Below are 15,487 nucleotides of genomic sequence, written 5' to 3'. Positions count from 1 at the left end.
GTGAACTTTATCTCTGAATAAAGGGAAAATCTGCGCCGCCGCGTAAGATTACCATTAGTCTGTGCCAAGCCTCGGTTGGCTTGGTCTTGCTCGTTTATGGGAAACGAACTAGGGAGCGAAATTGGTAGATATCGTCGATAAGGCCCTGCGCATGGGCGAGGGCCACCAAATCAAGAAACTTGAGAACGTGGCCAAGGCGACTAATGCACACGAGGACGAGATTGCGGCCCTGAGCGACGAGGAGCTCGCCGGGCAAACGGCCAAATTCAAGCAACGTCTCGACAACGGCGAGGATTTGGACAAGCTCATGCCTGAGGCTTTCGCCACGGTGCGTGAAGTCTCCAAGCGCACACTCGGCCAGCGGCACTTCGACGTGCAGCTGATGGGTGGAGCGGCTCTGCACTGGGGCAACATCGCCGAGATGAAAACCGGTGAAGGCAAGACCTTGGTCGCTACGCTTCCTTCATATCTCAACGCTTTGGAAGGCAAGGGCGTCCATATCGTCACGGTCAACGACTACCTCGCCAGCTACCAGAGCGAGCTGATGGGCCGTATCTTCCGATTCCTCAAGATGAACGTCGGCTGCATCATCACCGACCAGAAGCCTGCGGAGCGCCGCAAGCAGTATCTGGCGGACATCACCTACGGCACCAACAATGAGTTCGGTTTCGACTACCTGCGCGACAACATGGCGTGGGAGAAGAACGAGCTGGTGCAGCGCGGCCACCACTACGCCATCGTCGATGAGGTCGACTCCATTCTTATCGATGAGGCGCGTACGCCTCTGATCATTTCCGGCCCGGCCGAAGGCGGTGTGACCCGCTGGTACCGCCAGTTCGCCAAGCTCGTGCTGAAACTGACGCGCGACGAAGACTACGAGGTCGACGAGAAGAAGAAGGTCGTCGGCATCCTCGACCCGGGTATCACCAAGGTCGAGGACTTCCTGGGGATCGACAACCTGTACGAGCCCAGCAACACCGCGCTGATCGGCTATCTCAACAACGCCATCAAGGCCAAGGAACTCTTCCTGCGCGACAAGGACTACGTTGTCACCGGCGGCGAAGTGCTCATCGTCGACGAGCACACCGGCCGTGTGCTGCCCGGCCGCCGCTACAACGAAGGCCTGCACCAGGCCATCGAGGCCAAGGAAGGCGTCGAGGTCAAGGCCGAGAACCAGACCTTCGCCACCATCACCCTGCAGAACTACTTCCGTATGTACGACAAGCTCGCGGGCATGACCGGTACGGCAGAGACCGAAGCCGCCGAGTTCATGAACACCTACAAGCTGGGCGTGCTGCCGATTCCGACCAACAAGCCGATGATCCGCGTCGACAACGACGATCTGATCTACCGCACCAAGAAGGAAAAGCTCACCGCCATCATCAAGGATGTCGCCAAGAGGTACAAGAAGGGCCAGCCGGTGCTGCTCGGCACCGCCTCCGTCGAGTCCTCCGAGGTCGTCTCCTCGCTGCTGGATGTGGCCGGCATTCCCCACCAGGTCTTGAACGCCAAGCACCACGAGAAGGAAGCGGCGGTCGTAGCCGTCGCAGGTCGCAAGGGCGCCATCACCGTGGCCACCAACATGGCCGGCCGTGGTACCGACATCATGCTCGGCGGCAACGTCGAGTTCCTCGCCGACCAGAAGCTCAAGAGCGAAGGCTATTCCGCCGACGACACGCCGGAAGAGTACGAGAAGCGCTGGCCCGGCACCCTGGCCGAAATGAAGGAACAGGCCAAGGACGAACACGAAGAGGTCACCAAGCTCGGAGGCCTGTATGTGCTCGGCACCGAGCGCCACGAGTCCCGTCGTATCGATAACCAGCTGCGAGGCCGTTCCGGCCGTCAGGGCGATCCGGGTGAATCCCGTTTCTACCTGAGCTTGGAAGACGACCTGATGAGGCTGTTCAACACCCAGCTCGTCGCACGCGTGATGGCCAAGGGTCTGCCCGAGGGCGAGCCCATCGAATCCAAGAGCGTCTCGAAGGGCGTGCGCACCGCGCAGAAGTCCGTGGAATCCCGCAACTTCGAAATGCGTAAGAACGTCCTGAAATACGACGACGTGATGAACAAGCAGCGCAAGGTCATCTATGCTGAGCGCCAGGCGGTGCTGCGCGGCGTCGATATCCACGAGGATATCCTGCGCTTCATCGACGAGACCGTCGAAAGCTACATCAAGGGCGCCAACAACGGCAGCGACAAGCCCGAAGAGTGGGATTGGGACGGGCTGTTCAGCGCGCTGAAGACGGTCTATCCGATTTCGGTCGAACAGGACGACGCCAAGAAGAAGGCCGAAGGCCTCAAGGGTGAAAAGGCTGTTGACGCGGTGAAGGAATTCATCGTCGACGACGCCAAGCAGCAGTATGCGGGCTACGAGGACCAGATCGGCGACGACGGATTGCGTCAGCTCGAACGCCGTGTGGTACTTGCGGTGCTCGATAAGAAGTGGCGTGAACACCTCTACGAGATGGATTACCTGAAGGACGGCATCGGCCTGCGTGGCATGGGCCAGCGTGATCCGCTGGTCGAGTACCAGCGCGAAGGCTTCCAGATGTACAACAAGATGATCGACGCCATCAAGGAGGAGAGCATCCAGCTGCTCTTCCACGTCGACATCCAGCAGGTCGCCAAGACCGAAGACGTCGAAGCCGAGACCGAAGCGGCAGAGGCTGCCGAATCCTCCGCAGAGGACGAGGCCGTTGACAAGGCTGCGCAGGCGGCCGGCGTCGGATCCGTTGACGACGGGGAGGCCGCGGAATCGAAGGCCACAGTCGCTTCCGCCCCGGCCGATCCGGATACCGCCGATGAGGATGCCGACGAAGCCGATACTGCCGAAGAGGCAGAGGCCGGCACCAACACCGAGCCAGGCATCGTCGGCCCGGCGCCGATGAGCCACGCCGAAGGCAAGGTTCCGGCCAACAAGCGTCCGAAGGCCGACGAGCTCAAGAGCCCGTGGTCCGATGGCAGGACGTTCCCTGGCACCAAGAAGAACGATCCGTGCCCTTGCGGTTCCGGTCGCAAGTACAAGATGTGCCACGGACAGAACGAAAAGAAGTGAAATCCGTGCTGGTTATCCGGTAGCCTGCTGTTGTCGGATATAAAGCAAACGGTGGTTGACAGAGATTTTGCCAACCGCCGTTTGTTTTATATGTAGCAGGTTGTGGTGGTGAAAGATATCGAAGGTTTCAGACCCTGGACCCATCGTCGAAATAATCCGTCTGAGTCTGATGGAATCCCTTATGCGTGATCAAGAGCCCCGCGCCTCCGATTAAGGCGCACAGTCCGAAGACAATGCCCATGATGCCCGCGAATTTTGGAAAGAAGACAGCGGCGATCAGGCCTGCGATGCCGACGATGAGCAACCCCCAGAACACGACTTTTACCGGGTCCAGGTGCCCAAGGTCGGGATTCGGGGGCGTGAAGTCATCGAAGCCATCCATGACGTCGTCGACGTCAAGCCAGCTGGAACCTTCGAAATCCCTTGGTCCACGGGGCCTTGAAGACGAAGAGGATCCCTTGGCAAAGGAGTCCGGCGTGATGTCTTCGATGGAGAGCTGCGCCTTCTTCTCCTCCCGTTTTGCGTGTTTCTCGAAACGTTTGGCCTGGCGACTGCTGCTGATATCGTCAAGGTCCTCGGCGTGTTCGTCCTCGAAGCGTTTCCATGCTTCCTCAAGTTCGGCGGTATCCGGGTGTATATCCTGCGTGTCTCCGCTTTCACCCAAACCGGCGTCGCAACGCGCGTGGGAATCGGCGTCGTCCCGTTTGTCGTCACTGCTGTTGCTATCCTTGAGGCTAGTCATACCGACCACTCTAACCCAGCGGTCGGCCAATTGTGTTTCGAGCGCATGCCTTTCAGACGTGCGAGATTTCAGGGAGGTAAGAGCTCGTGCTCTATTGGTTCTTTGTGAAGGGACTCGGCCCGATCGCCCGTTGGCGTATGCATCCCAAAGGTGTCGGCGTCGAAAATATTCCCAAATCCGGCGGCGCCATCATCGCCTCGAACCATCTGGCTGTCATCGACGACGCGCTGATTCCTCTGACCAGCCCGCGCATGATCCATTTCATGGGCAAGGCCGAATATTTCGAAGGCAAGGGGCTCAAGGGCAAGTTCATCAAATGGTGGTTCACCTCCGTCGGTGTGTTCCCGGTCGACCGTTCAGGTGGCTCGAAATCGCTCGGAGCGCTCGCCCACGCTCGCGAGATCATCGAGGACGGGCATCTCTTCGGCATTCACGTGGAGGGCACGCGTAGCCCCGACGGAAGGCTTTACCGGGGGCACACCGGCGTGGCAAAGCTTGCGCTGGAAACCGGTTGCGACATCATTCCCACGGCCGTCATCGGCAGCAGGAAGATACAGATGCCCGGCCAGGTCATCCCGAGTTCGGGGCATACCAAGGTGATCTACGGCAAGCCGATTTCGGTGCGTAAAGTAGATCCCGACACCATCACCCATGACGAGCTGCGCGAGCTGACCGACCATGTCATGGCCGAGATCGGCAAGCTCAGCGGTCAGGAATACGTTGACGAATATGCGCAGACGGTCAAAGCGCGCATGAAAAAGGCGCAAGAGGCCGCCCAGCTCGAACAAACGAAACAGGCCTGAGAAACCGCGACCGGATCAGACAGGTGACACGGCACGACAGCGCGATCGGCCGGACACGTCGAACAAACGGGATAGGTCAAGAGGCCTGATGATGCGGGCCGATCGGATAAGGCCAATCAGGTCAAACGAATTGACGTGATTGGCCTTGACTGTACTCTTGACTGAACCTTTGACAACGGCCAGCATCCATGACGCGAAGCCGTCGCCTTAGCAGCCGGGTACGAAACTTCGAAAGGTTTGCGAATAAGCGTCGCCTTAGCAGGGGAGTGCGGAAGCTTTGCAAGGCCCGCGAATAAGCCTTAGACCACGGTAAGCGTGATGACGGTCGGGTTGCCGTCGTTGCCCCGCACACGAACCTGCGCCCCGGGGTCGGGGGATTGGAAACGAACCTGATGGGTCAGGTCGCCCAAAGGCGCGGAAATCTTGACTTTCAGCCCCAGGGCTTCCAACGTCTTTTGGGCGTCGTTCTCGTTCTTGCCGCGCACGTCGGGAATGGTCACCGTCTCGGGCCCCTTGGAGACCACGACATCGACCTTGTCGCCCCAATGCAGCTGCGTGCCGGCCTTGGTCGACGTGGAGACGATGGAACCCGCCGGCACCGAATCGTTGAATTCCTCGCTGTAGTTCGGCTTGAGTTTCGCGTCGTCGAACGCCGCCTGCGCGTCATCCTTCGTTCGCCCGGTCACATCGGGCATGCTCACCGGCATCGGTCCCTTGGAAAGCACCAGCGTCACCTTGCGGTTGTGGGCAACCGTCGTTCCGGGCTTGGGCGAGATGGATTTCGCGGCCCCTGCGGGCAGGTCTACGGAATATTCGTCCTTGCTCTCATCATGGACGATGTTGGTGAAACCGGCCTGGGAGAGGGTTTCCATCGGTTTTCTGCCGGCGGCACTCGTGGGGTCGAGGATGTCTTTGGGCACGGTGACGTGCCGGACGCCCTTGGAGACGACCACCTTGAGTTTGGCGCCGGTGCGCTTGCTTACGTGTCCTCCCACGTCGCCGGGATCGGTGGAGATGACCTCGCCCTTGCTGACCTTGTCGCTGAATTCTTCGGACACCTGAAAGGGGACGCCGGCCACCTTGAGCGTGCTTTCGAACGGTTTCCATTTGACGGCGGTGATACGGCAGGCGCTGTTGGTGCTGCAGCTCAGGTCTTCGGGCCTGGGCACGCTGTAGTAGCTTCCTGGGCCGAGGAAGTACCACCATGCCGCGCCGGCTGACATAAGCAGCGCCAACAGTGCCAGGATGATGGTCGTGATGACCACTGGCTTGCGAAGGCGTGAACGTTTTTGGGGCATGGTCTTGGCTGTTGGATTATCGCCGTTCGGTCCCTCGACCTGTCCTTCGGTAGGCGCGTCCATCAAGCCGATGGTCATGGTCGGATTGTTCGCGGCCGCCGTCCCGTCGTTGGCCAGGGTCCGCCCGCCGATGGCCTGTGTGGCCGCGTTGGGGAAGGACTGGTGTTCGTAGGTGCCGGGGCTCATGGCTTGCGTTTTTTCGTAGGCAGGGGAAGCGGAAGCCGCCGGCAGCTCGGGTGAAATGGGCGACGGCTTGGTATCCTCACCAGTTGTGGCTGGTGGGTTCGGCGGCAAAGTGCCGACAAGCGGGGAAGTGGCCTCCTGCCCGGCCGCTTCGGTATCGGCGGGCACGTAGCGGTATTGCCAGCCGTCGACGCCGATACGCGAGCTCAGTGTTTTCAGCTCCTGCAACGCGGCCGCGGCATCCACGGGACGATTTTCGACTGTACGGGCCGTCAGATGAGCCACAAAGGCCGAAATCGAAGGGTCTATGCCTTGGCAGACGCCCTGAAGCGCCGGTACATCCTCGTGGACGTGTTTGAAGACCATCGTCACCGGGTTGTCCGAGGTGAAGGGCACCTGCCCGGCCAGCATCTCCCAGGCCATGATGCCTACGGAATAGAGGTCGCCTTGAGGTGTGGCGAGATTGTTCTCGATCATTTCGGGAGCCAGATACGCCGCCGTGCCCAAAAGCATGCCGGTGGTCGAAAGCGTCGCCTCGCTCATCGCCTTGGCCAGCCCGAAATCGGTGATCTGCACGCGCCCGCGGTCGTTTAAAAGGATGTTCTCGGGTTTGATATCGCGGTGCACCACGCCGGCCCGGTGTGCGCTGGCCAGCCCGTCGAGTGTCTGGGAGATGATGCGCACCGTCTCGTGGACGCTGAAGGTGCCGCGTTCGTTCATCTCGTGGCGCAGATTGACACCGTGCACGTATTCCATGACCAGATAGTCGCGGCCGCCGGCCGTTCCGGAATCGTAGACCTGCACGATATGCGGGTTGCTGATGGCAGCGGCGCTGCGGGCCTCGCGGTGGAACCGGGCGACGAACTGGTCGCGGTGCGGGCCTTGGGCCAGCTGCGTGTGCATCACCTTGATGGCCACGACGCGTTCGAGTCGTTCGTCCTTGGCCCGGTAGACCGTGGCCATGCCGCCGTCCGCAATCGGCCCCAAGACGCGGTAACGCCCGTCGATCAGTTGGCTTTGCGGTTGCGTTTCGGCTTCGCTCATGACTTGGCTGTGTCCCTTGGTTACTGGTAGGTACGAATGTCTTAATATTACATGCCACAAGGTACGTCAAGGATTCGGTACGCGACGGGCCTGAGACCGGTCACCTCAGTTCGTCGTCGATGAAACGTGCGCAGGAAGCCGTCAGCGTCGCTCGGCCGGCTGGGGATATATGGGTTTTGCCGATGGCATTTTGCGTTTGCTGCCATAACTTGTGGATGCGTTTGCGTGAGATGTCAATGGCTCCGTTTGAGGCGAAGAGACTGAGCACATGCGTTACGTCGGCATCGCTTCGGCCGGGCTGCCGGTAAGCGTTGATCAGCATGGCCCGATCCGTTTCATTGGCCGATTGCAGGGCGTCTGCGAGCAGAACGGTGTGTTTGCCTTCACGGATATCGCCGCCGACCGGTTTGCCGGTGGATTGCGACGACCCGATGACATCGAGCAGGTCATCGGCCAGCTGGAACGCCACGCCCAAAGGCAGACCGATTTCGCGTGCGACTTGATGGGCGGCAACCGGAGCCATGCCGGCTGCGCAAAGCCCAAGCTCAAGAGGGGCGATGGTGGTGTAGCTCGCCGTTTTCCACGCGAAGACGTTGAGCGAGGCCTCGATCAGTTCATGCGGGTGCTCAAGGCTGATCGTTTCGGCTCCCAGATCCAAGGTCTGGCCGATTTCCACTGCCCTCTGCATCGCAAGGAAGGTGTGCAGGTTCGCGTTGGCGTGCTGCAATTCGGGGTTTTCCAGAGCGTTCGACGCGATGTCGAGCGAGGCCGTGGCGAGCATATTGCCCAGCATCAGGGCCAGCCCGGTCCCGAAATTGTCGGGTGCGTCGTTGCGGGCCAACGCGACGTGGGCGCTGGCGCGGCCGCGACGCTGCGGTGAGTCGTCGATGATGTCGTCGTGGATCAAGGCGCTGGTCTGGTAGATTTCGATGGCGCAGGCCAGATCGAGCATGGCCGATGGTACGTTATCAGCATCCTTGCTGGTATGCATGCCGGCAAGATTTGTATTGTCTGTTGGCGTCTCTGGTTGATGAGTCGCAACGGATTTCTTCGCTGATTCGTCACCGGTTCTATAGCTGCGAAATGCCGACAAGGCAAGGAGCGCGCGGAGCCGTTTGCCACCGCGGTTGGCGCCCAAGCCCTCGTCGAAGACCGCCTGCAGGGTCGGTTGCAGATTCGCGGCCACGACATTGTGGTCATCGTCGTGCATCCATTCCTGGCACAGTTCGGCGATACGTCGGTCGATGACACGGTTGTCCACACAAGCTTCCATAGGTTCCAAGATTATCCACATCAGCCTACTTGGTTATTCACATCGCTGTATGAGCTTGAGAAACGGCGGATTTCCAACGTTTATGAGCGTTCGACCACAGTAGCCGAAATCGGCACGGAAAACAGCCGAAGTGTGCCATAGTGAATCAGACAGGATGTGTTTCCGCGTTTGACGGCTATGCCGATGAAGACGGAATGATAATAAAAAGGAGCAATCATGGCAAAGAACACATCAGCCAAGGCCGGAGGCAAGACGTCACCAAGACATCTCGAGCCGAAGCCTGCGTACACACGGCCGCAACACGCTGCGGATGGTCGCGGGAAGCCGGGAATAGGCTCTGCCGGCGGCACAAGACGAGGGGCGAAGGCCCGGAAACACTCGATGCCGGCGATGTCGGTTCCCGCTTGCGCGTCGGGCGCCAGCGGGAACCAGACGAGGCATCGCTGCTGTGACCGGTTCGACAGGCCGGTCGATCTGGACTCCGTAGACGAACGTATCATTGACGCCGCGATAGCGCAGGATGCCGCGTTCGCATGCGAGGACTTCGAACAAGAACCTCAAGACGAGCGGCTGGAAGCTTTGGCGAGACGGTTGCAGCAGTGCAAGATGGAGAAAGGAATCGCCAAGGCGAACCGCGACTGGCTCGATGCCCCGTTCTGTGAATGGAACGAGAACCTGTGCAATCACGTGCACAGCATGTCACCAAGCAATGCTTTGGCGATTTGCGTGGCCATGGCGGATATGCTTTCCGCGCGTGATGCCCTGATCATGTCGTTGGTGGGCGCGACGAGCACGGAGATCGGGGTCAAGGCGATGCTCGACTTGGCGGCCGAACCCCACGACCCGGCCAATGTCATCCGCCTCTATCGCTTGTTGGACGCCGCCTTCAATGACGCCGAAGCCTCTCCAGATCTTCAACGTTGCGCGTGCGGAATCGACATGCTCGTCGATATGTCGACCTTGGTCTGCGGACGTTTCGAGGTACAGCCGCTGACCGTCGCTGCATACGGGTCATGGTGGGTGGGTAGCGATGATGCGCTCGACTATGCCCGTCAGGCGCTTCGCTTGGACGGGCAATGCACGCTGGCGAGGATCATCTGCTCGGCGCTCGATCAGGGTTTGCGTCCGGCCTGGCGGGTGTAAACCTGCGAAGGCGCTCTTCGGCGTTGTGGAGCGGAAAACGGAAACAGAACAAAGGCGGATGGGCATTTTCGCAATTTTTGACGAAGCCAATCATGATCAATGGGAATAATCGTCCTTGTTTGATGGTTGACTTTTATAGTCACTGGTTTTTCTAATGTGGTGGATTCGCGCCGTCTGATGGGCGTGGGAATAATGATTGTTCACTTGAGGAGGGTACGTTTGGCCAAGAAGGAACAGGCAACAACCGTAGAGGCTGAGCAAAGCGAGGACAGCAAAGTCACTCGTAAGTCGAAGGCCACCCGTTCGTCTTCTTCAACGACTACGCGTAAGGCGACGGCCAAGACGAAGAAAGCCAAGAAAACCACTGCTGTAAAAAAGTCGTCCAAAAAGACAAAGAAGGACGGCAATAATCCCGCGAAAAATCATGATGCCATTGACATCAAAGAGGATTCCGAGGATATTGCAAACGATGACGAACTTCAGGATGCCGATCTTGAAGATGTCGACGATGTTGAGGAAGTCGACCAGGATGAGGATTTCGACGATTTGAGCGATGACTCCTCTGCCTTGCCGGATGAAGACGACGAGGACGGGGATTCCGAGCCCGAGGATGACGATGAGGACGAGGACGACGACAGCGCCGCTTCCCATCGCAAGGCAGCTGCACTGCCGAAGGCCAAGGGCGCGTTCGTGGTCAGCAACACTGATGACGACGATGACAATCTGACCCCCTCAGGCAATCCGAAGCGCCGTGTGGTCGCGGCCGGCGCCACCGCCGATCCCGTCAAGGATTACTTGAAGCAGATCGGCCGTGTCAGCCTTCTGAACGCCGAGCAGGAAGTCGACCTTTCCGAGCGTATCGAGGCCGGGCTCTACGCCCAGCATCTGCTTGAAACCCAGTCCGAAGGCATGGATTTCAAGCGCAAGCGTGAGCTTAAATGGGCTGCGAACGACGGCAAGAAAGCCAAGGACCACCTGCTTGAGGCCAACCTTCGTCTCGTCGTCTCGCTGGCCAAACGATATACCGGCCGCGGCATGCTCTTCCTCGATCTGATTCAGGAAGGCAATCTGGGCCTGATTCGCGCGGTCGAGAAGTTCGACTGGAAGAAGGGCTTCAAGTTCTCCACGTACGCCACTTGGTGGATTCGTCAGGCCATCACGCGCGCCATGGCCGACCAGGCCCGTACGATTCGTGTGCCCGTGCACATGGTAGAGGTCATCAACAAACTTTCCCGTGTCCAGCGCCAGATGCTGCAGGATCTGGGCCGCGAGCCCACGCCTGACGAGCTGGCCCGCGAGCTTGACATGCCGGTCGAAAAGGTGCAGGAAGTGCAGAAGTACGGCCGTGAGCCGATTTCGCTGCACACCCCGTTAGGCGAGGACGGCGATTCCGAGTTCGGCGACCTGATCGAGGACACCGACGCGATCGCGCCGAGCGAAGCCGTTGCGTTCTCCCTGCTGCAGGAGCAGTTCAAGCAGGTGCTGGAGACGCTTTCGCCCCGTGAGGCAGGGGTCATCAAGATGCGTTATGGTCTTGAAGACGGCCAGCCCAAGACGCTGGACGACATCGGCCGTGTCTATGGGGTCACCCGTGAACGCATCCGTCAGATCGAGTCCAAGACCATGTCGAAGCTGCGTCACCCGTCACGTTCGCAGACGTTGCGCGACTTCCTGGACCAGTGATCATGCTTTCGAGGCCCGCCGCTTTTGTGCGGCGGGTTTTGTCTATCTGATGGATCCGTGAGAGGAAATCTGATTGTCCGGTAGTGTTCGATGCTCGGATTCGTTTCGATATTGAGCTTGGACGAGACGTTGAAAGCCTTCGTCGGTAGACGCCGACCAACTACTCTGTAATGCAGAATGGCTTTGGCGAGGCTGTTGGGTATGGTGATAATTCGTGGCTCAACACCGAATTTCTTTTGTTAAGGTAGGTATGAAAGCGAATGGTTGAGGAATACAGTGCCAAGGACCTGTCCGTACTGGAGGGGCTCGACGCCGTGCGCAAGCGCCCGGGCATGTATATCGGCACCACCGACAGCCAGGGGCTCATGCACTGCCTGTGGGAGATCATCGATAATTCCGTCGACGAGGCGCTCGCCGGTGCCTGCAACAAAATCGTGGTCACGCTGCATACCGATGGTTCCATCGAAGTGGCCGACAACGGCCGCGGCATTCCCGTGGACGTGGAGAAGAAGACCAAGCTCACCGGTGTCGAGGTCGTGCTGACCAAGCTGCACGCCGGCGCGAAATTCGGCAATTCCTCCTACGGAGCTTCCGGCGGGCTGCACGGTGTCGGCTCCTCGGTGGTCAACGCGCTGAGCTCGCGACTCGACGTTGAGGTCGACCGCAACGGCAAGACCTACCATATGGCGTTCCATCAAGGCCATCCGGGTGTCTACGACGATCCGGACACCGAGCACCGCTCGCCCGACAACAAGTTCAAGAAGACCCGAAAGAACAAACCGACCGAGCTTGAAGTCATCGGCAAGGTAACGCCTAAAACCACCGGTACCCGTATCCGTTACTGGGCCGATCCGGAGATCTTCAACGACACCGCGCATTTCAGCTACGAGCAGCTCATCGACCGTGTCCGCCAGACCAGCTTTTTGGTACCGGGCCTGAAAATAGTCGTCATCGACGAAAACATCCCGGAAACCGGCGATGCTGCCGTAGACGACATGTTCGAGGTGGACGGACCCCAAGAATCCGGGAGTATACGCGCCGATTCGGATACGGATTCGGATGCTGCAAGCGCTGGGCAGACGCCCACGTTGGCGGCGGCATTCGACGGCAACGAAGGTGATCCTGCGTCGAAGACTCGGCAGGGCGAAGATGGCCAGAGTGATATGGCGGCGGATGGGGAATCGACATCCGGCAGCGCCGGGGAACCTGAAGCGGACAATGCCGGGCAAGCCGATTCCGCAGCTCGGATGTCGGCCGATGATACGCAATTGAAAACAGACGAGTCTCAGGATGACGGCAACGCCTCTCTGAACGTCGAAACCGACGGTCAGCCTGCGCATGCGCATAAGCGCGTCGAAGAGTTCCTGCATACGGGCGGCGTCAAGGATTTCGTCGACTTTCTTTCGAAAGGCGAACCGGTTTCGACCGTCTGGAGTATCTCCGGTGACGCCGACTACACCGAAGAGACGCAGGCGGTGGATGCCAACAGTGATCTGCACGCCGAGAAGATCAAGCGTGATTGCTCGGTCAATATCGCGTTGCGCTGGGTCAACGGTTACGACACCACCATCCGCAGCTTCGTCAACGTGGTCGAGACACCGGGCGGCGGCATGCACGTCGATGGGTTCCTGCAATCGATCACCAAACAGGTGCGCAAGGCCGTCGAGGCCAACGCCCGCAAGCTCAAGGTCAATCTCAAGGACTCGAAAAACAAGGTCGAGCGTGACGATATCCTCGCCGGCCTCGTCGCCGTGGTCACTGTGCGCATCGCCGAACCGCAGTTCCAAGGCCAGACCAAGGACGTGCTCGGTACGGCCCCGGTGCGTCCAATCGTCGCCAGAATGACCGACAAGCAGTTCGGCGAGATGATCAACGGGTCGCGCCGCGGCTTCAAGGAGCAGTCCGGACGGGTCTTGGAAAAGATCGTCGGCGAGATGCACGCCCGCGTCCAGGCGCGCAAGACCAAGGAGGTCACCCGCCGTAAGAACGCGCTCGAATCCGCCTCCATGCCAGCCAAGCTTTCCGACTGCCAGCCAGGCAACGACGATGTGGCCGAACTGTTCATCGTCGAGGGCGATTCCGCTCTGGGAACGGCCAAGGCGGCACGCAACTCCGGCTTCCAAGCGCTGCTGCCGATCCGCGGCAAGATCCTGAACGTGCAGAAGGCCAGCATGACCCAGATCCTCGCCAACAAGGAATGCTCGGCAATCATCCAGGTCATCGGTGCGGGGAGCGGCGCCAACTTCGACGTCACCCAGACCCGTTACGACAAGGTCATCATGATGACCGATGCCGATGTCGACGGCGCCCATATTCGCATCCTGCTGCTGACGCTCTTCTATAGGTTCATGCGACCGCTGATTACCCACGGCCATGTCTACGCCGCCGTCCCGCCGCTGCACCGCATCGCTCTGACGGGCAAGCATAAGGGCGAGTTCATCTACACCTACTCCGACGACGAACTGGCCGGCAAGCTCGTCGAGCTCGATCGTCAGGGCATCACCTACAACCCCGACGTGCAGCGCTACAAGGGCCTGGGCGAGATGGACGCCGACCAGTTGGCCGACACCACCATGGACCCGCGCAGCCGGATGCTGCGCCGGATCTCGATGGAGGAGGCCGAGGACGCCAGTGCCATCTTCACGTTGCTGATGGGCGACGAGGTGCCGCCGCGCCGCCAGTTCATCGTCGACAACGCCGACGATTTCGACCGCACCAAGATCGACACCTGATAACGAATGCGATAATAGCTTTGCCCATATCTCAATTATTGCGATATGGGCAAAGCTCTATATAGTAACCGGGCTTGGTCGCGAGAGTCTTTATTTCTACGTTCGTCTTGTGGAGATACGAAGTCTCGTATCATGAGACGAAGGTGTTTTGTTTCGGTTTTTTCGTCCCCACCGGTATGAGAAAATGAAAACGTTGTCTTTCATTCGGTTGTCGGAACCGACAATTTTGAAACCGGTGTCATGGCCCGAAGGAGCTCTCGTGACCAATCTGTTGCTGGCCGTCATCTATCTGGCGTTCATTTCGCTGGGTCTGCCCGACTCTCTGCTCGGCGCAGCCTGGCCGAGCATGCGCCCGCAGATGGGTGTGCCGCTTTCCTGGGTCGGCGGCATCTCGATGATCATCTCGGCCGGCACCATCGTCTCGGCGTTGCTCTCCGACCGGATGACATTGCGTTTCGGCACCGGCAGGCTGACCGCCGTCTCGGTAGGGCTCACCGCAGTGGCGCTGTTCGGATTCTCGGTAGCGCCCAATTACTGGGTGCTGGCCCTGATCGCGATTCCCTACGGTCTGGGAGCCGGCGGCGTGGATGCTGCCCTCAATAACTACGTGGCCATTCACTACGCCAGTCGGCACATGAGCTGGCTACACTGCATGTGGGGCATCGGTGCCTCGGTAGGCCCTTACATCATGGGATTCGCGCTTTCCAACGGGCAAGGTTGGCCTTGGGGGTATCGATACATTTCCATCATTCAGATCGTGCTGACGGTGATCATCGTATTCTCTCTGCCCTTGTGGAAGAACCGCAACGACGTTCCGACGGCGGTCGGCTCGGATCAAGGTGAAGACAAGGCTCCTGTTGACGATGTCGAAGCTGTTGCAGAAACCGAGACCAAGTCCGCGACGGAATCCAAGCCTGTCAAACCGTTGGGTGTGCGTGGGGTGCTGGCCATCCGAGGCGCCAAAGAGATCCTCGTAATGTTCTTCTGCTATTGCGCCATCGAGACCACCGCAGGCCTATGGGCTTCAAGCTACATGGTCGGCCACGACGGCATCGGCAAAGTCACCGCTGCATCTCTGGCAAGCCTCTTCTATCTCGGCATCACCGCAGGACGTGCGTTGAGCGGATTCATGACCATGAAATTTGACGACCCCACCATGATTCGCATCGGGCAGGTGGTTCTTGGGCTGGGGCTGATGATCATGTTGCTGCCGCTGCCGGGCCATGTCGCCACCGTCGCGGGTCTGGTATTGGTCGGCCTGGGTTGTGCGCCGATCTATCCGTGCGTCATCCACTCCACCCCCTCGTTTTTTGGTGCAGAGCGCTCTCAGGCGATCATAGGGGTGCAGATGGCTTGCGCCTATGCGGGGTCGCTGGTGATGCCTCCCGTGTTCGGTCTGGTCGCCCAGCACATCTCGATAGCGCTGTACCCGTGGTACATGCTGGTCCTGCTCGTGCTCATGGTGCTGATGCACGAAATGCTGCGGCGTAAGGTGCCTGTCAAGATTTCATGACTCGGCTGCGACGTCCTG

At 59.5% G+C, this 15,487-nt stretch carries 9 protein-coding genes; 6 read left to right on the top strand and 3 right to left on the bottom strand.

The features are described from left to right. The first annotated feature begins 121 nt into the window (after window positions 1-121). Window positions 122-3,055, top strand: coding sequence for a preprotein translocase subunit SecA (secA, locus tag OZX75_RS04225; protein ID WP_277147206.1), 2,934 nt, complete (start codon window positions 122-124; stop codon window positions 3,053-3,055). Between the two features lie 127 nt (window positions 3,056-3,182). Here secA and OZX75_RS04220 read toward each other — a convergent pair whose 3' ends face one another. Next, a complete protein-coding gene (locus OZX75_RS04220) occupies window positions 3,183-3,797 on the bottom strand; it encodes a DUF308 domain-containing protein (RefSeq protein ID WP_277147204.1) in 615 nt (204 codons plus the stop codon). 86 nt (window positions 3,798-3,883) lie between these two features. Here OZX75_RS04220 and OZX75_RS04215 point away from each other — a divergent pair, with 86 nt between their 5' ends. Further along, on the top strand, window positions 3,884-4,600 hold the full coding sequence (locus OZX75_RS04215) for a lysophospholipid acyltransferase family protein (protein WP_277147202.1): 717 nt from the start codon (window positions 3,884-3,886) through the stop codon (window positions 4,598-4,600). A gap of 299 nt (window positions 4,601-4,899) precedes the next feature. Here OZX75_RS04215 and OZX75_RS04210 read toward each other — a convergent pair whose 3' ends face one another. After that, window positions 4,900-7,125: a Stk1 family PASTA domain-containing Ser/Thr kinase gene (locus OZX75_RS04210; protein ID WP_277147200.1), complete on the bottom strand. Its 2,226-nt coding sequence runs from the start codon at window positions 7,123-7,125 to the stop codon at window positions 4,900-4,902. Window positions 7,126-7,225: 100 nt separating this feature from the next. Then, window positions 7,226-8,398, bottom strand: a complete 1,173-nt coding sequence (locus tag OZX75_RS04205; RefSeq protein WP_277147198.1) for a polyprenyl synthetase family protein — start codon at window positions 8,396-8,398, stop codon at window positions 7,226-7,228. A 216-nt stretch (window positions 8,399-8,614) separates the two neighbouring features. Between OZX75_RS04205 and OZX75_RS04200 the strand changes: the two genes are divergently transcribed. The 4 genes from OZX75_RS04200 to OZX75_RS04185 all read left to right on the top strand — a co-directional run bounded on the left by OZX75_RS04200 (window position 8,615) and on the right by OZX75_RS04185 (window position 15,469). Beyond that, the gene (locus OZX75_RS04200) at window positions 8,615-9,541 is read left to right on the top strand and encodes a hypothetical protein (protein ID WP_277147196.1); all 927 of its coding nucleotides are present in this window, start codon (window positions 8,615-8,617) and stop codon (window positions 9,539-9,541) included. A gap of 219 nt (window positions 9,542-9,760) precedes the next feature. Beyond that, window positions 9,761-11,224, top strand: coding sequence for an RNA polymerase sigma factor (locus OZX75_RS04195; protein WP_277147194.1), 1,464 nt, complete (start codon window positions 9,761-9,763; stop codon window positions 11,222-11,224). 260 nt (window positions 11,225-11,484) lie between these two features. Further along, window positions 11,485-13,956 carry a DNA gyrase/topoisomerase IV subunit B gene (locus tag OZX75_RS04190; protein WP_277147192.1) on the top strand — a complete coding sequence of 824 codons (2,472 nt, stop codon included), beginning with the start codon at window positions 11,485-11,487 and terminating at the stop codon, window positions 13,954-13,956. A gap of 259 nt (window positions 13,957-14,215) precedes the next feature. Continuing rightward, window positions 14,216-15,469, top strand: a complete 1,254-nt coding sequence (locus tag OZX75_RS04185) for an MFS transporter (protein ID WP_277147190.1) — start codon at window positions 14,216-14,218, stop codon at window positions 15,467-15,469. Window positions 15,470-15,487: the final 18 nt, after the last annotated feature.

Origin of the sequence: Bifidobacterium sp. ESL0800, assembly GCF_029395355.1 — a bacterium.
Classification (GTDB): Bacteria; Actinomycetota; Actinomycetes; order Actinomycetales; family Bifidobacteriaceae; genus Bifidobacterium.
Note: the sequence above shows the minus strand (reverse complement) of the source record. Positions and strands in the feature narration are given on the sequence as shown.

Excerpts from the sequence above, each read along its gene's own strand:
- OZX75_RS04190 (WP_277147192.1), top strand. The coding sequence starts at position 11,485 with ATGGTTGAGGAATACAGTGCCAAGGACCTGTCCGTACTGGAGGGGCTC.
- OZX75_RS04205 (WP_277147198.1), bottom strand. The coding sequence starts at position 8,398 with ATGGAAGCTTGTGTGGACAACCGTGTCATCGACCGACGTATCGCCGAA.
- OZX75_RS04200 (WP_277147196.1), top strand. The coding sequence starts at position 8,615 with ATGGCAAAGAACACATCAGCCAAGGCCGGAGGCAAGACGTCACCAAGA.
- OZX75_RS04220 (WP_277147204.1), bottom strand. The coding sequence starts at position 3,797 with ATGACTAGCCTCAAGGATAGCAACAGCAGTGACGACAAACGGGACGAC.
- OZX75_RS04210 (WP_277147200.1), bottom strand. The coding sequence starts at position 7,125 with ATGAGCGAAGCCGAAACGCAACCGCAAAGCCAACTGATCGACGGGCGT.